This is a genomic window from Arthrobacter sp. StoSoilB19 (assembly GCF_019977275.1).
GTDB lineage: Bacteria > Actinomycetota > Actinomycetes > Actinomycetales > Micrococcaceae > Arthrobacter.
The window spans coordinates 3,837,269-3,859,121 of record NZ_AP024650.1; the positions used below are offsets into that span (position 1 = coordinate 3,837,269).

Sequence of the window (21,853 nt, forward strand, 5' to 3'; positions counted from 1 at the left end):
GTCCACAAGCCCTGATGCCTATTTCCAAGGAGTGACACGTGCCCATAACCGACGACGCCAAGGACCTGCAGGAAGACCTCATCCGGCTCCGCCACGACCTGCACCGGCAGCCGGAAATTGGCCTGCACCTCCCCCGCACCCAGGAGCGGGTCCTTCAGGCGCTGGACGGACTTCCCTACGAGATCACGCTGGGCAAGGACACGACGTCGGTCACCGCGGTCCTGCGCGGCGGGCACCCGGGCGGGGAGCAGGGGAACGGCGGCAGCAGTGCCGGGGACAGCCATGCCGGGGACAGCGCGGTCCGCCCCGCCGTCCTGCTTCGCGCCGACATGGACGGGTTGCCTGTCCAGGAGAAGACCGGCGTGGACTTCACCTCCCAGGCTGACGGTGCCATGCACGCGTGTGGCCACGACCTGCACACCTCCATGCTCGCCGGTGCCGCCACCCTTTTGGCCGAGAAGAGGCACCAACTCCGTGGCGACGTCGTCCTCATGTTCCAGCCGGGTGAGGAAGGGTTCGACGGCGCCAGCTACATGCTCCGGGAAGGTGTCCTGGACGCCGCGGGCACGCGCGTCCAGGCGGCCTACGGCATGCACGTGTTCTCCTCACTGGAACCGCATGGCACTTTCTGCACCAAGCCCGGCGTCATGCTCAGCGCCTCCGACGGGCTTGAAGTCACGGTGCTGGGCGCCGGCGGCCACGGCTCGGCCCCGCACTCGGCGAAGGATCCGGTGACCGTGGCGGCAGAGATGGTGACTGCCCTGCAGGTCATGGTCACCCGGCAGTTCAACATGTTCGATCCCGTGGTCCTGTCCGTGGGCGTGCTCCATGCCGGCACCAAACGGAACGTCATCCCCGAATCGGCCCGCATCGAGGCCACCATCCGGACGTTCTCCGAAGCATCGCGCCTGAAGATGATGGACGCCGTGCCGCGCCTGCTCAAGGGAATCGCCGCCGCGCACGGGGTGGAGGTCGCCGTCGACTACCTGCAGGAGTATCCCCTCACCATCACCAGCGAGGACGAAACCCACACCGCCGAAAAGGTGATCACCGAGCTCTTCGGCGAGCGCCGCCTCTCGCGCTGGGCCACCCCCCTCAGCGGCTCGGAGGACTTCTCCCGGGTCCTCGAAGAGGTACCGGGCACCTTTGTGGGGCTCAGCGCCGTGGCCCCGGGCGGCGATCCGGCAACCTCGCCGTTCAACCATTCACCCTACGCAACGTTCCACGACGGCGTGCTGGCTGACGGGGCCGCCCTCTATGCGGAACTCGCCATCTCCCGGCTGGCCGCCCTTTCGCAGGCCTCCTAGCCCGGCAGCACCGCCACCATGCCCCAACCCACCAGGAAGAAGACCATGTCCGTTGCAGCAACCAAGCCACAGACTGGACGCATGTCCACCGCCAAGACCGTCGTCGGCACCGGCATCGGCAACGCCGTTGAGTGGTACGACTGGGCCATCTACGCCACGTTTACCCCGTTCATTGCCAGCCAACTGTTCAGCAAAGCGGACCCGGCATCGGCCGTCCTGTCCACGCTGGCGATCTTCGCCGTGGGCTTCGTGGCCCGGCCCTTCGGCGGCTTCCTCTTCGGCTGGATCGGCGACCGGGTGGGCCGCAAGACGTCGATGACGCTCGCCGTCGGCCTCGCGTCGCTGGGCAGCCTGATGATCGGCGTCGCCCCCACCTTTGCCAGCGTCGGGGCGTTCGCTTCCCTGATGCTGCTGGTGGCCCGGCTGGTGCAGGGCCTGGCGCACGGCGGTGAGCTGCCGTCGTCGCAAACGTATCTGTCCGAGATGGCTCCCAAGGAGCACCGCGGCTTCTGGGCCACCCTGATCTACACGTCGGGGACGGTGGGCATCCTCTTCGGCACGCTGCTGGGAGCCGTGCTGAACATGGCCCTGAGCACCGAGGCGATGAACGCGTGGGGCTGGCGAGTGCCGTTCCTCATCGGTGCCGCCATGGGCCTGTACGCGCTGATCATGCGGTCGCGGCTGCACGAAACCGAGGCCTTCCAGGGCGAAGCCGTCACCGAAAAGCGCGCGCGGATCTGGCCGCAGATTGTCCGCTACCGCAAGCAGGCGCTGCAGGTCATCGGCCTGACCGTGGGCCTCACGGTGATTTACTACATCTGGGGCGTCGTGGCACCGAGCTACGCCACCACCGCCCTGAAGATCGACCGCGGCGAGGCATTGTGGGCCGGCGTCATCGCGAATATCGTCTTCATCGCCGCGCTGCCGGTATGGGGCAAGCTGTCCGACCGCATCGGCCGCAAGAAAGTCCTCTGGGCCGGCGCCATCGGCTCGGCAGTGCTGCACTTCCCCATGACCTGGCTCCTGAAGGATTCGGCCTGGCAGCTGGCGGTGTCCATGTCCGTGATGCTGGTGTTCATCGCCGCGAGCGCAGCCATCGTCCCCGCCGTGTACGCCGAGCTGTTCCCAACGTCCATCCGCACCGTAGGCGTGGGCGTCCCCTACTCCATCTGCGTGGCCCTGTTCGGTGGCACCGCCCCTTACCTGCAGCAGTGGCTGGGTTCCTCGCTTGGCGCGCCGCAGGTGTTCAATGCGTACGCAGTGCTGCTGCTGGTGGTCAGCGCGGCATTTGTGTTCACCATCCCTGAGACCAAGGGCAAGGACCTGACGCACTGACCGTCCCGCTGCCAAGAGGTCCCCGGCGAGCATTCCGGCGCCGGGGACCTCTTGTCGTTGTCAGCCGGCTTGTCGTTGTCAGCCGGCCGTTGGGGTGGCCCTGACGGCATTCGCGGCCCTGTCAGCGCTGATTTGGGCGTCAGTTCCGGAATCAAGGATGGTGTTCCGCGTTGACGCGGAATCGACCACGACGGCCGTCACGGCGAGGCCGTCGGCAGCGCCAGTGGCCAGCAGGGCGCCCACCTGGGCCTCGAAGCAGGAGTCACTCGACGAGGCATTAACGTCAAGGGCCACCACATGGTTGTTGGAAACGAAGTTGCCCGCCCCCTCCATCAGCCGGATGATGACCGGCGTGGCGCCGGCCGGCCGGACGCTGTGCGCGTCGATGACCTCGGAAAAGTGGTTCCCGATCACCGAGTTGCTGTTGCCGCTGACGCAGAGAAGCCCTGTGAGGTCGTCCAGTCCGTTCCCGACTCCCTGGAACGGGGTCCATGGCTCATGGTCGCGCAGGAAGTGGTTCGTGGCCACGAGGTTTTCCGAACTGTTCGCTTCGAGCACCACCATGCCGGGGTAGAACGAATGCAGGCGGTTGTTGGTGACGCTTGAGCGCGTGACGCCGTTGAAACGGATGCTGCTGGCACCCCGGGGGAAGACGTTGTTTGCGGTGACCAGGAGGCCGCCATGCTTCTCCGCGTAGATCGAGTGGCCCTTGAAGCCTGCCCCGATCAGGTTGTCAGTGATGTTTGACGCCTGCCCCCACCCGCGCAGTTCAATGCAGCTTCCGCATTCGGCGATGAAATTGTCGTGGATGGAAAGCGCATCAGCGTTGTAGATGGTCAGGGCGTTCTCGAGGTACACGAATCCCATGCCGTTGACGCGGAACGAGTCATTCGCGTTCGCCACATGGATGCCGGTCTTGCCGTTGACGTACGTGTTCTCCGGATGCATCCCCGAGCCGTCCGGGCTGAAGTGCAACCCGTCAATGCAGAAATTGGAGAACTCCACCGAGCTGATCCGCGGGCTCCCGGTTCGCTCCACGTAGAAGGCGGCGCCTTGGGATTCCCCGCTGCCGCCGCTGAGGGGAATGTCCACCAGGATGCGGCTGCCGCCGGGCCACAGCTCGTGCAGGTTGGGCCATTCGTCTTCGGGAACGTTGAACCGGATGCTGGAGGACGTAAACCCGTGCCCCGATCCCTGGATCTTGAGGAAGCTGATGTCGATCAGCACCTGGGTACGCAGCCGGTAGTCCCCCGGCGGTATGTAGATCACCGCGCCGGGTTTTCCTCCGCTGTTCGCATCGGTGGCGGCCTGCCGGTGCTTGATGTCATCGATGATGCTGTTGATGACTTCACCGACGTCCTCGAACGGGTCTCCGGCAGGCCACGTCGTCACGTCGTAGTAGTTGTTGCTGGACATGGCTTCTTCCCTTTGTGTTGTGGTGTTCATGGGGCCACCGGCTGATGCTCGGGAAGGTCCTCCCGCAGTTCCTCCAGTGTTGGAGGGTGGGCCCCTGGGCGGCGCACCGTGATGGCCGCTGCCTTGGATGCCATGCGGCCCAGGGACTCCAGCACCGACGGTGCCAGCCCGTCTGCTCCGCGCATAAGCAGTCCGTAGATGAGGGCAGCCATGTACGAGTCGCCGGCCCCGATGGTGTCCACCACCGCCGACCTGACGGACGGTACTTCCACCCGTGCGCCACCTGTTGAGAGCAGGGATCCTTCCGCGCCCATGGTGACGGCGACGAGACCGGCCCCAAGCCCAACGATTCGCTGTGCGATGTCATCCACGGCCAGCCGCGGATAGAGCCAGCGGGCGTCCTCATCGCTGAGTTTCACCACCTCCGTGAACGGAACAAGTTCCTCGAAGACGGTCTTTGCCTCAAAGTGGCTGCCGAGCAGGGCAGGGCGGATGTTGGGATCGTAGGTGACCACGCAGCGCTCGTGGGACTGCTCAAGGAGCTCCCTGACTCCTTGCGCTCCCGGTGCCAGGAAGGAGGCGATCGAACCGGTGTGCAGGATTTTGGGAAGGACCGCCGGGGCGGTCCGTGGGAGGTCCCACCGTATGTTGAAGTCGTACTGGGCGGAACCGTCGGACGCCAGAACCGCGGTGGCCGTAGAGGTTGCGCCGCGGACCCGGGAACCCGGCAGGAGTTGGACTCCCGCGCTTTGGAGGTGCTGTTCGATGGCGGAGCCGTGGTGGTCGTCGCCGATCGAGGTGAACAATGCCGTGCTTGCCCCCAGCCGCCCGAGCCCATAGGCCACGTTGGCCGGCGACCCGCCGGGGTGCTCCACGGTGCCCCGCGGCGTGACCACGATGTCCATGAGGGCTTCACCGACAACAACCACGTCGATGCCCTGCCTTGGGTCGGCAGTCTGCTGGACTGTTGGCATCTTTTTGGACCTTTCGTTGGGCGAGGGCGAACCGTTAAGCAAGTTCACTGACGGCGAGCTTGAGTATTGTTGCCGGGCCTCCGTCGATCGTCAGCCGGTTCTCCGTGTTGCCGGGGCCTGGGAAGATGAGATCGGTCAGGACCGTCCTGCCGCCCTGGGCGAAGACTTCGACCGAGCAGTGGTCCACGACAATCAGCAGCTTCAGGACACCGTTTTCAAGGTGGACCGGCGCGGACTCAACCGAAGCGAATTTCCCGTGAAAGCCAGTGTTTCCCGACTGCCCGCGGTCAAGGATGAGTTGGGCAGTTGCTGGGTCGTAACTGAGGATGGCGCCGGCGGTGCCGTCGCTGTTTCCGAAGAATTGGAACCCGATCCGGTCCGCCGTGCCGGGCAGTATGTCAGCCTCGATGACCTGGGCACTGCCGGGTACGGGGTCCGGCAGGCGGAGGGCTTCGTTCCGCAGCTCAACCGTTTCCACGGTCAGGTGCTCCCCTGCGGCGGGCAGTGCTCCCCCTGTGCCGGGTTCCGGCAGGACCGGCTGTTGGACCAGGCGGGCGCAGCCATCGACTGCGGTGAGACGCAGTTCGCGGGCCAGGGTCATGGAAGAGCGCCATGGGGCTGTGGGCAGTTCGTTGGCGTAGTCCCAGTTGTTCATCCAGCCGATGATGATGCGCCGGTTATCCGGGGCGTTGCTGAACGAAACGGAGGCGTAGCAGTCGCGTCCCCAGTCAAGCCACAGGCACTGCCGCAGCGCGGCCGAAGCCTCCGAGGGGTCCGGGACGGTACGCAGCCCGGCCGGAGCCACGAGGGAACCTGCGTCCGGAACGAACCGGGCGCCGTCGAACTGGCCCACGAAGTACTGGCCGCCGGATCCCCCAGCCACTGCGCCGGGGTTGACGTTGACGATCAGGACCCATTTGGTGTTGGCCGGGTCCCCGTCCACTGCGAGGGGAAAAAGATCGGGGCACTCCCAGTCACCGGCGTCGGCGTTGGCCGGGCCGAAATCACTCAGGAAATCCCACGACTTGAGGTCATCCGAACGGTAGAAGACCACCTGCTGGTGATGCGCTTCGACCGCGACCATGACCCAGTACGCGCCCAGCTCCCCTTGGTAGCGGAACACCTTGGGATCCCTGAAGTTCGCCGAATTCCTGGTGAGGACAGGGTTTCCGTCGTATTTCTGCCACGTCATGCCGCCGTCGGTGCTGTACGCGAGGGACTGGGCCTGCGTGCCGTTCAGTTCTGACGCGGCTTTGAAGGCACTGGTGTAGATGGCTACGAGGGCGGGTTGCTCCGCAGAGCCAAAGCCGGCCGTGTTGCCGCGGTCCACCACCACGCTGCCGGAGAAGATGTCCTCTGTCTCGTCGCACGCAATCGCCACCGGGTGTTCCGTCCAGTGCAGCAGGTCACGGGAGGTGGCGTGGCCCCAGGACATGTTGCCCCAGACGCTGCCATAGGGGTTGTTTTGGTAGAAGAGGTGGTACAGGCCGTCGTGGAACACCAGGCCGTTGGGATCGTTCAGCCAGGTATCCCTTGCCGTGAAGTGGATGGCAGGCCGGAACCTGGAGATTTCTGCCGGAGCTGTTTCCGGGCGGGCGGCATCAAGGCAACTGGACATGTCTGGTGTTCCCCTTGGGAAGTGGAAGGAGCTGGCTGCCTACTGGCGGGGCGCCGCGATGGAGTCGCGGCGCACCAGGGGGCAACTCAGGATGGTCGGGTGAAGGGCCATGAGGGAAAGGTCCGTCTTCCCCTCGACGGCGTCGATCAGGTGCTCGGTGGCCCAGGCACCCATCTCGTAGTGCGGCAGGGCCACGGTGGTGAGGCCCGGATAAAGGTTGGCGGCGATCAGTTCCTGGTCATCGAAGCCGACAATCGAAAGGTCGGCCGGGATGGACAGGCCCAGTTCGGCAGCGGCGCGATAGGCGCCCATGGCCATCCGGTCGTTGTAGCAGAACAGGCCCGTCGGCCGGTGGGCGCCTGCCAGGATGCGCCGGGCCGCTTCATAGCCGCCATGCACCTCGGAAACCTCGGACTCGACAGGTGCCGCGTCGCCGTCGAGCCCTGCTTCCGTCAGCGTGGCCCGGAAGGCCCGGAGCCGCTGACGGGTCGCGGGGACGTCGTCAGTGTTGTTGATGAATCCCACCCGGGTGTGGCCCGCTTCGAGGAGCGCGGTCACGGCCGCGCGGGCACCACCTTCCTCATCCGGGATCACTGCGGTGATGTTTCCGCCGGTGGCCACGGAGTCCACCAGCACGGAGGGCACGCTGCCGAGGTTGGGTGGCAGTTCCACGTTGCGGTGGTACATGGTGGCGTAGAGGATGCCGTCCACCCGGCGGTCCAGGAGGGCCTCGACGTCGGCCTCCCGGGACTCCAGGCTGGCCGAGCCGGAGGTGTTGATGATCATCAGGTTGTACCCGCGTGCTTTGGCGGCCTCGTCGGCGCCGAGGATGATCCGCCCGGCGTGCGGCGTGGTGGCGATATCCTCGCTGACCAGGCCCAGCATGCCGGTCCTCTGCGTGCGCAGCGCCTGGGCCAGGCGGTTTGGTCCGTACCCCAACTGCTCGGCGGCGGACCGCACCTTGTTCCGGGTTTCCGGACTCACCCTGGCGTATGAGACGTCATTGAGGACATGGGAGACGGTGGTGACGGACACGCCGGCGGCCACGGCCACGTCCTTGATGCCGATGTTCTTGTTGCTCATCTGTCTCCCACGTCCTTATGGTCAGTGATGCCCCTGGGGCTACCAGTAGGCTACTCGTTGCTGGTGATCTAGCCCTTGACGGCGCCGAGGGTCATGCCCGCCACGATCCTGCGCTGCAGGAGCAGCGTGAGGAGGATGACGGGGATGGAATACACGGCGGCGAGGGCCGTCATGGATCCCCAGTCCAGGCCAAACTGCGTCTGGAAGTTCGCGATCACCACGGGCGTTGTCTGGGAGCGGATGGCCGTCATCAGTAGCGCGAACAGGAACTCGTTCCAGGAGGCCAGGAAGGCGAAGATGGCTGTGACCGCGATGCCGCCGGACACCACCGGGATCACCACGCGCCACAGGGCTCCCAGCCGGCTGCACCCGTCCACGGTGGCCGCTTCCTCCAGGTCCTTCGGCACCGCTTCGAAGAAGCTGGACATGAGCCAGATCGAGAGCGGCAAGGAAATGGTGGTGTGGGCGATGGACAGTGCAATGGGAGTGTCGGCCAACCCCATTGAGGCCATCATGGACGCCAGCGGGATTCCGATGGCCACCGGCGGCACCATCCGGGTCACCAGCGCGGCCATGATGAAGATCCGGCCGCTGAGGGTCTTGTACCGGGTGATGCCGTATGCCGCCGGCACCGCCAGCACCAGCGAAAGCACGGTACTGATGATGGCCGTCTGGATGCTGTTGATGAACGACGCCGGCACGCCGCTGCGGCCCAGCGCATTGGCGTAGTTCTCCAGCGTCCACTCCCGGGGAAGGATGGTGGGCGGCACCGCGATGGTGTCGATCGGCGTCTTAAAGGACGTGAACAGCAGGTACAGGAACGGGAACCCGTACAGCACCATCGCTGCCGCCAGGAGGACCCACAGCAGGGTTCGGGTGCCGCGCCGGCCTGCTTCCAGCCCTTCCCGGTTCACACCGCGGCGCTTGCGTTCCTTGCCTGTGGCGACCGGCGCCGAAGGTGCCCCGGGCGCCATGGCCGTGGCCCCGCCGTCGTGCCTGACTCTTTCTGCGGTTCTCATCAGTTGTCCTTCCCTGGCCGCCAAATGGTCGATACCGCCACGAAGGCGACGGCAAGCATGGCCAGCAGGTAGAGGGTGCCCATGGCGCTTGCCAGCCCGGGGTCTCCGAACCGGATCATGGTCCGGTAAATCAGCAGGCTCATGGTTTCCGAGGCGGACTGCGGTCCGCCATTGGTTTGGATGAGGATGGTGTCAAAGGCGCGGGCTGCGTCGATGCCGCGGACCACCAGGGCGACGGCGATGACCGGCCGCAGCAGGGGCAGGATGATCCGGAACAGCAGTGCCGGTGCGCGTGCACCGTCCAGCCGTGCTGCCTCGATCAGGTCACCGGGGATGTTTTGCAGGCCTGCGAAGAGCACCAGGCACATGAACGATGTGGTCAGCCAGATGTCAGGGACGGCCACCGAGTAGAGCACGATGCCCGGGTCCGACAGCCAGCCGATCTGGTTGGGGTCGGACAGGATCCCCGCCTGGTGCAGGAGGGTTCCGATCAGGCCGAAGTTGTCGATCATCAGGAATTTCCACAGCAGGCCGGCCACGATGGGGGCGATCATCAGCGGATACATGAAGACGGTCCGCCAGATCTGGGAGCTCTTGCCCAGCATGGTGAACAGCAGCGCCATGCCCAGGCCCAGCGCGAATTCCAGCGTGACCACCACCAGGGTGTAGGCAAGTGTCCGCCACCCTGCGCCGGTGAAGGCCTCCGAGGCGAAGGCCCTGACGTAGTTGTCCAGGCCTACGAACTCGCGGGAGCCGCCGGCAATCGGGGAAATCTTGAAGAAGCTGTCCGCCACCAGGCGGAACAGCGGAAAGGCCACAAAAACTGCCAGGAACAGCGCCGCTGGTGTCATCAGGAACAATGCGAAGCGGCGATCGGAGATACGCACGGTTTTCTCTTCCGCTGGTTGGGGCCGCGGCCGGCGCCGGTGAGTCAGGCGCCGGCCGCGGGGGTCTTACTTAAGGAGGTCCTCGATCTGCTTTTTGGCATCGGCGAGGAGAGTTGCGGAGTCACCGCCGGCGACAGCCTTCTGGAGCATGGGCACCAGCACGGTGTCCACGATCTGCTGCCACTTTTCGGTAGCGGGGCGCGTGGCCGTGGCCTTGCCGTTGAGGGTCTGGATCAGGGGCTTGAAGCTCTCATAGCCTGGCTTGTCCTGGTATTTCTCGAAGGCGGAGATGCGTGCGGCCAGGCCAAGATTCGACTCGATGCCCTTGTCGTTGTAGTCGTAGGCGCACTTGACGAACTTCTTGGCGGCGTCCGCGTTCTTGGTGGCTTTCGGTACGGACAGGTACCAGGGGCCTGGCACGCCGCCGACGCCGGCTGAACCGGCGATCATGGGTGCAGCACCAACCTTGCCGGCCACTGCCGAGTCCTTGGGGATCTGGCGGTAAGCGTGGGCCCAGAAACGGGTCATGGCCGTCTTGCCCTGGTTGAACAGGTTCTGCGCGGCAGCCCAGTCAACCTGTGCGGCACCCGAGGGCGCGTCCTTGACGAGGCTGGTGTAGAAGTCCAGGGCTTCCTTGTGGGCGGCGTTGTCGATGACCACCTTGTTGTTCGCATCCAGGACCATGGGCGAGCCGGCCTGCAGGACGTGGGCAAGCCATTCGGTTTCCACACCGCCCTTGACGTCGGTTCCGTACATGCCGTCCTTGGTGAAGAACGCGGAAATGTCCTGGTACTGCTTCCATGTTGTAGGGGCGGCGAGCCCGTAGCCGTACTTGGCCTGGAAGTCAGCCTTGTTCTTGGCGTCCTCGAACAGATCCTTGCGGTACAGGATGATTTCCGCGTTGGTCCAGGCGGGCATCCCGATGAAATGGCCGTCCACGTTGGCTTCCTTGACCAACGCCGGGAAGATGTCCTTCTTTGCCTCATCGGTAAAGAGTTCGTCAATGGGCTGGACGGCGTCCTTGAAGCTGGGCAGCCAGACGGAGTCCAGGGCGGCGACGTCGAAGGAGACGGTGCCGGAGGAAAATTCGCTGGAGAGACGGTTGAACATGCCGTCGTAGGGCAGTTCGACGAAGTTGACGTCGACGCCGGTTTCCTTCTTGCATTGTTCCGCGACGCCCGTCAGCTCGGCGTGGCCGCCGGCTTCCACCAGGACGTTTACGGTGCTGGTGCCGGCGCTCCCGGACGATGATGCCGGGCCCCCTGCGCCGCACCCGGAGGCAGCCAGGGCGACGACGGTGCAGATACCGCCGATGGTGGCGAGCCTGTTGATGTTTTTACGAGTGGACATCGCTGTCGACTCACTTTCTCTTGAACGGAAACGGAGAGACTATCGGGGTGAAAAATCGTTTTGCCAAAACGACTTGGCATTTACTTTAGGTTTCACCGGGGAAAGGTGTCAAGTGTCACAGCGGAAGAACCGTCCAGGGAAAGAAGTCCCAAGAAAGAAGTCCCGGGAAGCCGCCTGCAGGTTCAGGCAGTGACCGGCAGCACCAGGAGATAGCCGGCGGGGAGCCCGCTGCTCCAGCGGCGCGGCTCCCGCACCACGAACTGGGTGGCCAGCTCCTCGGGGGTCAGCAGGCTGTTGGGAACAGGCGACGGGCCCCACTGTCCACTGCCGTACGGGTACAGCGGATCCAGGACGCGGATGCCGGTCACGGCGAAGTCGGAGAATTGCCGGGGGTCGCCGAGGGATTCGAACCCGCTCATCACCCAGGCGTGCCTGCCGCTCCACATGACCAGTCCCACCGGCCGGCCCGTGTCGGTAATGGCCCGGGCCGCCGTCCTCAGCGCTTCCGGATAGTCGGGAATGCTAACCACCCGGTACGGTCCCATTCCCGATTCGGTGAGCACCTGGGCCCAGCCAAAGGGGTTGGCACCGTTGAACGAATCAGAGGAACGGGCGCGCGCCATCTCCCACAGTTCATTCTGCTGCGCACGGTCAGCCCAGGTGCCCCCGCCCGTATCGTCAATAAGGTTGTGCGCCATCTGGATGCTCGCGGCAACGCACCAGTCAAAGGTGTACTGCGGAACGAAGTCACCCTCCCGGTAGAGGTTCAGGGCGAACGGCTGCGGCACCGGGGCAGGGACGGGTGCCGGTGCCGGCGAAGGCTCCGAGGTGGGGAGGGAAGCCTGGACCGGAGCCGCCGGATCACTGGAAACAGGCGGGGCAGTATGGGCCGCACCACCTGCAACGCCCCCCGGCAGGCCAGTCTCCGCGGAGGCCGAAGCCGGAGCGGGAGCCGTGGCAGTCTCCTGCAGGCCCGCCACGGGAACACAGGCCGCAAGGAATCCGGCCAGGGCAACGAGCCAGGCCAGGAGACGCAGGCGGGCACCGGTGGTCATCGCTCGAGTCCATTCCTGTTGAGCGGGCTTACCTCATACCAGTCTCCTGCCCCCGGCTCCCCTTGACTACCCCACCCCACCTTCCCTACACTTTTCATAAAGCAGAATCTAAATTCCACAAAGCGGAAACCGCAAGGGAGCCGGAAGCAAGGGAAGATAGATCAAAGCCCCTCCTCGGAAGGACCTACGATGACGTACACAGTGAACTGCTCCATCCTCCTCACGGAGCTTCCCCTGCTCGAGCGCCCTGCCGCGGCAAAGGCAGCCGGCTTTGACGCCGTCGAGTTCTGGTGGCCTTTCGAGACCTCCGTTCCGGCGGACAGCGAGATCACCAAGTTCGAGAACGCCATCACGGACGCCGGCGTCCAGCTCACCGGGCTGAACTTCAACGCCGGCAACATGCCCGGCGGCGACCGGGGCCTGGTCTCCTGGAAGGGACGCTGCTCGGAGTTCAAGGACAACGTGGACGTTGTTGCCGGCATCGGCGGGCGCCTGGGCTGCAAGGCCTTCAACGCCCTCTACGGCAACAGGCAGGACGAATTCACCCCTGAAGAACAGGACGAACTGGCTGTCAGGAACCTGGCGGCAGCGGCAGAAGGGGTTGCCCGCATCGGCGGCACCGTCCTCCTGGAGCCGGTCAGCGGCGCACCCAGGTACCCGCTCCTCACCGCCGACGACGCACTCAGGGTCATTGCCCGCGTCAAGGCCGAGGCCGGCGCCGGCAACATCAAGCTCCTCGCCGACTTCTACCACCTGGCCGTCAACGGCGACGACGTCCCGGCCGTGATCGAAAACCACGCCAAGGACTTCGGCCACATCCAGATCGCCGACAACCCCGGCCGCGGCGCCCCCGGCACCGGCACCCTCCCGCTCGGCGAATGGATCGCCCGCAGCCGCGAACTCGGCTACGAGGGCTACATCGGCCTCGAGTACAAGGAACCGCAGGAGACGGCCTTCAGCTGGGCCATCCGCGAACGCATCGACAAGTAGTCCCCACCCGCCCAACTAACTCGCAGTAGTTGTCGTTATGAGCGTTCAAAACGACAACAAATGCGAGTCAGTTGGGAAACCACGAACAGACTTTTCAGGAAAGAGAACCATCATGAGCAACGTTGCAGTCATCGGACTCGGAATCATGGGCCTGCCAATGGCCATCAACCTGGTCAAGGCCGGCCACACCGTCACCGGCTTCAACCGCAGCCAGGACAAGATCGACAAGCTGGTCTCCGAAGGCGGCAAGGGCGCCACCAGCATCGCGGACGCCGTCAAGGATGCCGACGTCGTCATCACCATGGTGCCGGACTCCCCCGACGTCGAGGGCGTGGTCAGCGGCAAGGATGGTGTCTTCGCCAACGCCAAGCAGGGCGCCCTCTGGATCGACGCCTCCAGCATTCGCCCCGACGTCGCCGTCCGCCTCGCGGCGGAGGCCAGGGAAGCAGGCATCCGCCCCCTCGACGCCCCGGTTTCCGGCGGCGAACAGGGCGCCATCGACGCCGTCCTTTCCATCATGGTGGGCGGGGACAAGGCTGACTTTGACGACGCCCAGGACGTCCTGAATGCCGTCGGCAAAACCATTGTCCACGTGGGCCCCTCCGGATCCGGCCAGACCGTCAAGGCAGCCAACCAGCTGATCGTTGCGGTCAACATCGAAGTCCTCGGCGAAGCCATCGCCTTCCTCGAGGCCTACGGCGTGGACACCGACGCCGCCCTCAAGGTCCTCGGCGGCGGCCTGGCCGGTTCCAAGGTCCTGGAGCAGAAGGGCCAGAAGATGCTGGACCGCAACTTCGATCCCGGCTTCCGCCTGGCCCTGCACCACAAGGACCTGGGCATCGTCACCTCCGCCGCCCGCGAAGCCAACGTGGCCATCCCGCTCGGCGCCGTCGTCGCCCAACTCGTCGCCGCCACCGTCAGCCAGGGTGACGGCGCATTGGACCACTCCGGACTCTTCAAGCAGGTCCTCCAGCTCAGCGGCCGCAAGTAACCCTCACGCAGCCCAGCCGGCCGCCCCGAAAACGGGGCACATTGACACGGACACGCCGGCCGCCGTCGTAATTTACGACGCCGACACTCCCAAAGTGCCCCGCGACCGCCGGGGCTTCCTTCAGCACACCTAAAAACAGACTTCCCAAGCTTTCAAGGAGCACCCCATGAGCAAGATGCGTACCGTTGATGCAGCGGTGGCCATCCTGGAAAAGGAAGGCGCCATCGAGGCGTTCGGCCTGCCAGGCGCCGCGATCAACCCCTTCTATTCCGCAATGCGCGCCCACGGCGGCATCCGCCACACCCTGGCCCGCCACGTTGAAGGCGCCAGCCACATGGCCGACGGCTTCAGCCGCGCCAAGGACGGCAACATCGGCATCTGCATCGGCACCTCCGGCCCTGCCGGCACCGACATGATCACCGGCCTCTACGCCGCCTGGGCAGACTCCATCCCCATGCTCTGCATCACCGGCCAGGCCCCGGTTGCCAAGCTGCACAAGGAAGACTTCCAGGCCGTGGACATCGAGTCCATCGCCAAGCCCGTGACCAAGATGGCCATGACCATCCTGGAGCCGGGCCAGGTTCCGGGCGCCTTCCAGAAGGCCTTCCAGCTGATGCGCTCCGGCCGCCCCGGCCCGGTTCTCCTGGACCTGCCCATCGACGTTCAAATGGCCGAGATCGAGTTCGACATCGATACCTACGAGCCCCTTCCCGTCGAAAAGCCCAAGGCCTCCCGCAAGCAGCTGGAAAAGGCCCTGGACATGCTGACCGCGGCCAAGCACCCGCTGATCGTGGCCGGCGGCGGCATCATCAACGCCGGCGCCTCCGCGCAGCTGGTGGAACTGGCCGAAACCCTCAACATTCCGGTCATTCCCACCCTGATGGGCTGGGGCACCATCCCGGATGACCACCGCCTGATGGCCGGCATGGTGGGCCTGCAGACCAGCCACCGCTACGGCAACGAGAACTATTTGCAGAGCGACTTCGTGATCGGCATCGGCAACCGCTGGGCCAACCGCCACACGGGCGGCCTGGACACCTACACCGCCGGCCGCAAGTTCGTGCACATCGACATCGAGCCCACCCAGATCGGCCGCGTGTTCTCCCCGGACCTGGGCATCGCGTCCGACGCCGGCGCGGCGCTGGCAGGGCTGGTTGAGCTCGCCAAAGAGCGCAAGGCGGCAGGGTCCCTGCCGGACTACACCGCCTGGGTTGCCGAGTGCCAGGACCGCAAGGCCTCCCTGCACCGCAAGACGCACTTCGAGAACATCCCCATCAAGCCGCAGCGCGTGTACGAGGAGATGAACAAGTCCTTCGGCCGCGACACCATCTACGTGTCCACCATCGGCCTGTCCCAGATCGCCGGGGCCCAGATGCTCCACGTGTTCGGTCCCCGCAAATGGATCAACGCCGGCCAGGCAGGCCCGCTGGGCTGGACCGCCCCGGCAGCGCTTGGCGTGGTCCGTGGCAAGCCGGATGAGACCGTGGTGGCCCTATCCGGCGACTACGACTTCCAGTTCATGATCGAGGAACTGGCCGTGGGCGCCCAGTTCAACCTCCCCTACATCCACGTGGTGGTGAACAACTCCTACCTGGGCCTGATCCGCCAGTCCCAGCGCGGGTTCAACATGGAGCAGAACGTGTCCCTGGCGTTCGAGAACATCAACAGCGCACACCTGTCCGAGGACACCCGCGGCTACGGCGTTGACCACCTCAAGGTGGCCGAGGGCCTGGGCTGCAAGGCCGTCCGCGTGGAGGACCCCAACGACCTCGCCGCCGCGTTCGACAAGGCCAAGGCGCTCATGGGCGAGTTCCAGGTTCCCGTGGTGGTGGAAGTGATCCTGGAAAAGGTCACCAACATCTCCATGGGCGTGGAAATCAACGCCGTCAACGAGTTCGAGGCCCTGGCCGAGACCGCCGCAGACGCACCCACCGCCATCCTGGCCCTGCAGGCATAACCATGCGCGTGGTTATCGCCCCGGACAAGTTCAAGGGTTCGCTGTCCGCGCCGGAGGTCTGCAGCCACCTGGAGCGGGGCCTGCAGCGCGGGGCCGGCGGGAACCTTGACGTGGTCCGGATTCCGGTGGCCGACGGCGGCGAGGGCACCCTCGACGCCGCCGTCGGCTCCGGCTTCACCCGCCGGAGCGCAACGGTCACCGGTCCCAGCGGGCAGCCCGTGGATGCGGACTTCGCCGTCCGCGGGCACGAAGCCGTCATCGAGATGGCCACGGCATCCGGGCTCGCGCTGATGCCGGGCGTCCGGAACGGCGGCAGGCCGGGCTCGGCTGACGCCACCACAGCCACCAGCCTGGGCACGGGCCAGCTCATCAGGGCCGCCCTGGACGCCGGCTGCCGGCGGATCATCCTGGGCGTGGGCGGCAGCGCCAACACCGACGGCGGCGCGGGGCTCCTGCAGGGGCTTGGTGCCAGGTTCCTGGACAGCAGGAACAACGAACTTCCACCGGGCGGGGCTGCGCTGGCAAACCTGCACAGCATCGACTTCACCGATTTCGAGCCCCGGCTGGTGGACACCCGCTTTGTGCTGGCATCCGACGTCGACAACCCGCTGCTGGGCGCCCAGGGCGCCCCGGCGGTTTTCGGCCCGCAAAAGGGAGCCACACAACAGGACGTCGGCATGCTCGACGCCGCCCTGGCCAGGTTTGTCGAAGTCCTGGCCAGGGAAATCGGATTCCGCGCCGTCAAGGCTGCCGAGGCTCCCGGAGCCGGGGCAGCCGGCGGCGTGGGCTACGCCGCCATCGCCGTCCTGGCCGCCACGCGGCGGCCGGGGATCGACGTCGTCCTTGAATTCACGGAACTGGAGCAGCGGCTGGCCGGCGCCGATCTGGTGATCACCGGCGAAGGCAGCCTGGATGAGCAAAGCCTGCTGGGCAAGACCCCCATGGGTGTTGCCCGGGCTGCTGCGGCGCAGGGCGTTCCGGTCATCGCCGTCTGCGGCCGGACCACCCTGGACCAGGGCCAGGCAGCGGCCGCAGGATTCGAGGATGTTTACGCTTTGACGGCGCTCGAAACCGATGTAAACAGGTGCATAGCAGAGGCAGGGCCGCTGCTGGAACAGCTGGGCACCCAAATCAGTGCGGGGCTGGCAGCCAACAGGCCTGCCGCCGCAAGTACCAAGGAGGACCTCCGTGTCTGAAGAACGTTTCGACCTCGTCATCCGGGGCCGGCGCATCCTGACCACCGCCGGCATCGCGCCACGCGAGGTGGGCGTCCGCAACGGCAAGATCGTGGCCCTCGAACCGCTCGGCAACGGCCTGGCCGGCGCCGAGATCATCGACCTCGCCGATGACGAGACGCTGCTCCCGGGCCTGGTGGACACCCACGTCCACGTCAACGAGCCCGGCCGCACCGAGTGGGAGGGCTTCGCCTCTGCCACCCGGGCCGCGGCAGCGGGCGGCGTGACCACCATCATCGACATGCCCCTGAACTCCGTTCCGCCCACCACCACGGTGGAAAACCTCAAGCTCAAGCGCGAGGTGGCCGAAGACCAGGCGTTCATCGACGTCGGGTTCTGGGGCGGTGCCATCCCCGGCAACAAGGCCGACCTCCGCCCCCTGCATGATGAGGGCGTCTTCGGCTTCAAGTGCTTCCTCCTGCACTCCGGCGTGGACGAGTTCCCGCACCTGGACGCGGACGAGATGGAGGAGGACATGGCCGAGCTCAAGTCCTTCGACTCCCTCATGATCGTCCACGCCGAGGACTCGCACGCGATTGACCGCGCCCCGCACCCCGGCGGCGACCACTACTCCACGTTCCTTGCCTCCCGCCCCCGTGGCGCCGAGAACAAGGCCATCGCCGAGGTCATCGAACGGGCCCGCTGGACCGGTGCGCGTGCGCACATCCTGCACCTGTCGTCGTCGGACGCGCTGCCCATGATCGCCAGCGCAAAGCGCGACGGCGTCAAGCTCACCGTGGAGACGTGCCCGCACTACCTGACCCTGATGGCGGAGGAGATCCCGGACGGTGCCACCGCCTACAAGTGCTGCCCACCCATCCGGGAGGCCTCCAACCGGGAGCTGCTGTGGCAGGGCCTCCTGGACGGCACCATCGACTGCATCGTCTCTGACCACTCCCCCTCCACGCTGGACCTGAAGGATCTGGAAAACGGCGACTTCGCCGTGGCCTGGGGCGGCGTCTCCTCGCTGCAGCTGGGCCTGTCCCTGATCTGGACCGAGGCTCGGCACCGCGGCATCCGGCTGGAACAGGTGGTGTCCTGGATGGCGGAGAAGCCCGCCGGACTGGCCCGCCTCACCAACAAGGGCCAGCTGGCGCTGGGCTACGACGCCGACTTCGCCGTCTTTGCGCCCGACGAGGCCTTCGTGGTGGACGTGTCCAAGCTCAAGCACAAGAACCCCATCACCCCGTACGACGGCAAAGCCCTGTCCGGCGTGGTGCGCAAGACCTTCCTCCGCGGCGCCGTAGTGGACGGCCAGACCCCCACGGGCAGGCTGATCCGCCGCGGCGGCGTCTAGGGAGACGCCATGGCAGTGGAAGCGCACTATCCGGGGGCGGGGGCGCGGCCGGGATTTCCTTCACGCAAGGCCGCCGCCCGCGGTCTCGCGGTGTGGGTGGTTCCGGCCGAAGGAACCAGCCCGGAACTCCTGCGCCACGCCGCCCAAATGGTCCTGGCAAGGGCCCTCGAAACTGCTCCGGAGGCGGAAGTCCATTGGCCTGCCGCCGGAGCCCCCACGTCCGCCGCGGAAGGAGCCGCAGCCGACTCCTCTCCGGCTCCCTCCGCGGCGGAGAACCCCGGCGCAACTGATGACGACGGCGGCACCCGCCTGCCGCCGTCGGCCGGCCCCGTCAGCCGGGTCGCCGTGGACCTCGCCGCCGACACCGTCCTGCTGGACGGCAGGCCCGTGGCCCTGACCGGCGTCGAATACAAAGTGCTGCGCTACCTGGTGACCCACCTGTCACGGACGGTGGGCCGCGAGGAACTGCAGGAGTTCCTGGAGTCCCTCGATTTCCCCGGCGCCACGGCACGCTCCATCGACGTTTACGTGGGCAGGATCCGCAAGAAACTGGGCAACGCCCGCCATGCCGTGGCAACTGTCCGCGGCGGCGGGTACCAGTTTGTGCCGGGTCCGCACGCTGCAGTTCGTGGACCGGCGGAATACTGCATATGACGCGCTGGTTTGTATCAGTAAGCGGCAACCCGCTTCACTTGATGTTTGGCCATCACTGACCGAGTCTTACAAAGGAACGCCATGAGCCCCACCCTGACCACCAAGCTTCAGCCCGGCACCCCGGCTCCTGAATTCACCCTCCGGGACGCCCAGGGCCGGGAGACCTCCTTGGCCGATTACCGTGGCAAGAACGTCATTGTCTACTTCTACCCGAAGGCCGCCACCCCCGGCTGCACCACCGAGGCCTGCGACTTCCGCGACAGCCTTGCCTCCCTCCAGGGCAAGGGCTACGAAGTCATCGGGGTTTCCCCGGATGCCCAGGAAGCCCTGGCCGGCTTCAGCGGCGACTTCTCCCTGACCTTCCCCCTGCTCTCGGACCCCGACCATGCCGTTGCCCTGGCCTATGGCGCCTGGGGCGAGAAGCTGGTCAAGGGCGAAATCCACGAAGGCATTGTCCGCTCCACCGTTGTGGTGGACCCCGAAGGCAAAGTCACCCTGGCCCAGTACCAGGTGCAGGCCGACGGCCACGTCGCCCGCCTCAAGGAGGCCCTGGGCGTCTAGGACGATCCATCACCTGCTGCGGGTTTTCCCGGACGCTTCCGCACGTGTTGCGGGAGCGTCCGGGCGTTTAACCACCTGCCTTCGCCTCCGCCGCCACGTGGGCATACGAAGCCGAAACCCGGCGGTAAACGGGAGTCAGGAAGGCCAGCAGGGCGGCCGCGATCATGATGATGCCGGCCACCAGGAAAACCAGGGCGATTCCGCGGGAGGTGCCCCCGCCAAGCAGCGGGTCCAGTCGGGCTGCACCTTCCGCTGACCGTGCGTACGGGATGATCCAGAACTGGGCAATGGGCGCGATGACGAACGCGGTGACCGGTGCGGCAGCGGACTCGAATGCCATGGCGAAGCCAAAAACGCGCCCCTGCCGCTCCAACGGCACCACCCGTTGGATGACGGTCTGCTCGGCCGCCTCCACGAACGGGACCAGCACCAGGTACAGCCAGATCCCCAGGATGTAGAGCCACGCCCACTCCCGCAGCGTGAAGACCGCACCCAGCACTCCCATGGCCGCCACCGCAACCAGCAGGGTGCGCAGGGGGTTGGCGCCGAGCCCGAACTTGCCGATCAAGGCGCCGCCGATGATGAACCCGGTGGATCCGACCGCAAAGACAGCACCCCACATCTGCACTGAGAACATTTCCAGCCCGTACGGATCCATCAGCGCCATGTACACGCCGCCGATGAAGTTGTTGAACGTGGAGAACAGGATCAGCGCGAACAGCCCCGAAATGGCCAGCACTGCCGCGAGCGAGCCCCTCAGGTCGAACCCGCCGCGGGCGTCTGTTGCCGCGGGCCGCACCTCCTCGGGCATCCGCAGGGTCAGCAGGTGGGCGAAGGCCAGCGCCGTGAGCACCAGCGCGACGGCGATGGTCCAGCCCATGCCCAGCAGACCGACGGACAATCCGGACAGCAGGGAGGTGACAATGAACATCAGCCCCTGCACCATCCCCACCAGCCCGTTGGCATTGGCACGGCGCTCCGGTTCGATCAGGATGGTGACGGTGGTGGACAGGGCAATGTTCCGCAGGTTCTCCACCACGGCGCCGACCAGGATGACCAGAGTGAAGATCCAGAACCATGCCTGCCCCAGGTCCAGCAGTGACGCGGCAGGCACCAGCAGGAACATCACCCCGGACAGCACGAACATGACCAGCGTGAAGCAGGCAGCGAAGCGCATCACGGCCAGCTTGCGGCAGCGGTCCACGAAGGTGCCGAAGCTGATGCTGGAGAGGGCAATCAGCAGCATGTACGCGCCGCCCACCACCCCGGTGGCAATCACGTTCCGCGTCTCCAGGTACAACCAAAAAGTCAGCGCGAACCACAAATAGCTGGTGGTGATGTTGGCCAGGGCTGTGTTCACCAGGATGCCGGTGAAGGTGCGGGAGCGCTCTGCCGGGCTCCGCAGGAAGGTGCCGGTGGAGTCGGAATCCGCAGCCGCCCTGCCCGGTTCCTGCTCGGTCATGCGTCCCAGTGTAGTGACGGCGCCCGCCTTTTGGTCCCCCCTGTTTCGCACGTGGGTGTGAGGATAGTTCCATGGCGATCGAGGTTCGTCCGGCAACAATTTTCGAGGACGTGAAGACACTGGTGGGGCCCAAACGGCCGGATGCCACCGTCTGCTGGTGCCTGAGCTACCGCATCCCGTCCCGCCAGAACGTCTCCCTCCGTGGCGGGGAACGCGGGGAGCTGGTCCGCCAGTTGGTGGCCCAGGATCCCCCGCCCGGCATTGTGGCGTACGACGGCGGCGAACCCGTTGGGTGGGCAGCGGTCCATCCGCGGGCGGACACGGCCTTTGCCCGCAACAGGAAGATCCCGCATGTGGACAACCAGGACGTGTGGTCGGTGTGGTGCCTGCGCGTCCGTCCCGGCCACCGCGGCAAAGGCATCTCGCACGTTCTGCTGGCAGGCGCCGTGGAGATGGCCCGCTCCTATGGGGCCCCGGCCATCGAGGGTTATCCGGTGGACAACAACGGCCGCAAGGTGGACCTCACCATGGCCTACGTGGGCACCCGGAAGCTGTTCGAGGATACTGGCTTCACCAAGGCTGCGGACACCACCTCGGTGCTCAACGGCTTTCCCCGGGTGCTGATGCGGCTGCAACTGGAATAACTGCGCTACTTCCGGTGC

At 66.0% G+C, this 21,853-nt stretch carries 19 protein-coding genes; 10 read left to right on the forward strand and 9 right to left on the reverse strand.

Translation table 11 applies throughout. The features are described from left to right. Positions 1 to 38 precede the first annotated feature (38 nt). Positions 39 to 1,307, forward strand: coding sequence for a M20 family metallopeptidase (locus LDO86_RS17755; RefSeq protein ID WP_018771744.1), 1,269 nt, complete (start codon positions 39 to 41; stop codon positions 1,305 to 1,307). Positions 1,308 to 1,352: 45 nt separating this feature from the next. After that, complete coding sequence (locus LDO86_RS17760; RefSeq protein ID WP_026266147.1) at positions 1,353 to 2,642, forward strand: MFS transporter; 1,290 nt, start codon at positions 1,353 to 1,355, stop codon at positions 2,640 to 2,642. A gap of 78 nt (positions 2,643 to 2,720) precedes the next feature. Here the strand turns inward: LDO86_RS17760 and LDO86_RS17765 are convergent, their stop codons facing one another. The 8 genes from LDO86_RS17765 to LDO86_RS17800 form a co-directional block, all read right to left on the reverse strand. Next, entirely contained in the window at positions 2,721 to 4,058 is a 1,338-nt protein-coding gene (locus tag LDO86_RS17765; RefSeq protein WP_026266148.1) for a NosD domain-containing protein, read from the reverse strand. A 26-nt stretch (positions 4,059 to 4,084) separates the two neighbouring features. Next, a complete protein-coding gene (locus LDO86_RS17770) occupies positions 4,085 to 5,032 on the reverse strand; it encodes a carbohydrate kinase (protein WP_018771747.1) in 948 nt (315 codons plus the stop codon). A 34-nt stretch (positions 5,033 to 5,066) separates the two neighbouring features. Further along, a complete protein-coding gene (locus LDO86_RS17775) occupies positions 5,067 to 6,650 on the reverse strand; it encodes a glycoside hydrolase family 32 protein (RefSeq protein ID WP_018771748.1) in 1,584 nt (527 codons plus the stop codon). Between the two features lie 39 nt (positions 6,651 to 6,689). Continuing rightward, positions 6,690 to 7,733: a LacI family DNA-binding transcriptional regulator gene (locus LDO86_RS17780; RefSeq protein WP_018771749.1), complete on the reverse strand. Its 1,044-nt coding sequence runs from the start codon at positions 7,731 to 7,733 to the stop codon at positions 6,690 to 6,692. 68 nt (positions 7,734 to 7,801) lie between these two features. Next, a complete protein-coding gene (locus tag LDO86_RS17785) occupies positions 7,802 to 8,752 on the reverse strand; it encodes a carbohydrate ABC transporter permease (protein ID WP_018771750.1) in 951 nt (316 codons plus the stop codon). Beyond that, on the reverse strand, positions 8,752 to 9,639 hold the full coding sequence (locus tag LDO86_RS17790; RefSeq protein ID WP_026266149.1) for a sugar ABC transporter permease: 888 nt from the start codon (positions 9,637 to 9,639) through the stop codon (positions 8,752 to 8,754). The genes LDO86_RS17785 and LDO86_RS17790 overlap by 1 nt, the downstream gene beginning before the upstream one ends. Before the next feature lie 66 nt (positions 9,640 to 9,705). After that, positions 9,706 to 10,989: a sugar ABC transporter substrate-binding protein gene (locus tag LDO86_RS17795; RefSeq protein WP_018771752.1), complete on the reverse strand. Its 1,284-nt coding sequence runs from the start codon at positions 10,987 to 10,989 to the stop codon at positions 9,706 to 9,708. Positions 10,990 to 11,171: 182 nt separating this feature from the next. After that, positions 11,172 to 12,044: a hypothetical protein gene (locus tag LDO86_RS17800; RefSeq protein WP_026266150.1), complete on the reverse strand. Its 873-nt coding sequence runs from the start codon at positions 12,042 to 12,044 to the stop codon at positions 11,172 to 11,174. 189 nt (positions 12,045 to 12,233) lie between these two features. Between LDO86_RS17800 and LDO86_RS17805 the strand changes: the two genes are divergently transcribed. The 7 genes from LDO86_RS17805 to bcp all read left to right on the forward strand — a co-directional run bounded on the left by LDO86_RS17805 (position 12,234) and on the right by bcp (position 19,729). After that, on the forward strand, positions 12,234 to 13,034 hold the full coding sequence (locus LDO86_RS17805; RefSeq protein WP_018771753.1) for a TIM barrel protein: 801 nt from the start codon (positions 12,234 to 12,236) through the stop codon (positions 13,032 to 13,034). Between the two features lie 112 nt (positions 13,035 to 13,146). Then, positions 13,147 to 14,025 carry a 2-hydroxy-3-oxopropionate reductase gene (locus LDO86_RS17810; RefSeq protein ID WP_018771754.1) on the forward strand — a complete coding sequence of 293 codons (879 nt, stop codon included), beginning with the start codon at positions 13,147 to 13,149 and terminating at the stop codon, positions 14,023 to 14,025. A gap of 166 nt (positions 14,026 to 14,191) precedes the next feature. Then, on the forward strand, positions 14,192 to 15,982 hold the full coding sequence (gene gcl, locus LDO86_RS17815) for a glyoxylate carboligase (RefSeq protein WP_018771755.1): 1,791 nt from the start codon (positions 14,192 to 14,194) through the stop codon (positions 15,980 to 15,982). 2 nt (positions 15,983 to 15,984) lie between these two features. After that, a complete protein-coding gene (locus LDO86_RS17820) occupies positions 15,985 to 17,178 on the forward strand; it encodes a glycerate kinase (RefSeq protein ID WP_018771756.1) in 1,194 nt (397 codons plus the stop codon). After that, positions 17,171 to 18,514, forward strand: coding sequence for an allantoinase AllB (allB, locus tag LDO86_RS17825; RefSeq protein ID WP_018771757.1), 1,344 nt, complete (start codon positions 17,171 to 17,173; stop codon positions 18,512 to 18,514). Before LDO86_RS17820 ends, allB begins: the two co-directional genes overlap by 8 nt. Before the next feature lie 9 nt (positions 18,515 to 18,523). Further along, positions 18,524 to 19,168 carry a winged helix-turn-helix domain-containing protein gene (locus LDO86_RS17830; protein ID WP_018771758.1) on the forward strand — a complete coding sequence of 215 codons (645 nt, stop codon included), beginning with the start codon at positions 18,524 to 18,526 and terminating at the stop codon, positions 19,166 to 19,168. An 81-nt stretch (positions 19,169 to 19,249) separates the two neighbouring features. Further along, positions 19,250 to 19,729 carry a thioredoxin-dependent thiol peroxidase gene (gene bcp, locus LDO86_RS17835; protein WP_018771759.1) on the forward strand — a complete coding sequence of 160 codons (480 nt, stop codon included), beginning with the start codon at positions 19,250 to 19,252 and terminating at the stop codon, positions 19,727 to 19,729. Between the two features lie 67 nt (positions 19,730 to 19,796). Here bcp and LDO86_RS17840 read toward each other — a convergent pair whose 3' ends face one another. Continuing rightward, positions 19,797 to 21,191, reverse strand: a complete 1,395-nt coding sequence (locus LDO86_RS17840; RefSeq protein ID WP_018771760.1) for an MFS transporter — start codon at positions 21,189 to 21,191, stop codon at positions 19,797 to 19,799. Between the two features lie 71 nt (positions 21,192 to 21,262). On the opposite strand from LDO86_RS17840, the gene LDO86_RS17845 reads away from it, so the two are divergent. Next, positions 21,263 to 21,835 carry a GNAT family N-acetyltransferase gene (locus LDO86_RS17845; protein ID WP_018771761.1) on the forward strand — a complete coding sequence of 191 codons (573 nt, stop codon included), beginning with the start codon at positions 21,263 to 21,265 and terminating at the stop codon, positions 21,833 to 21,835. Positions 21,836 to 21,853 lie beyond the last annotated feature (18 nt).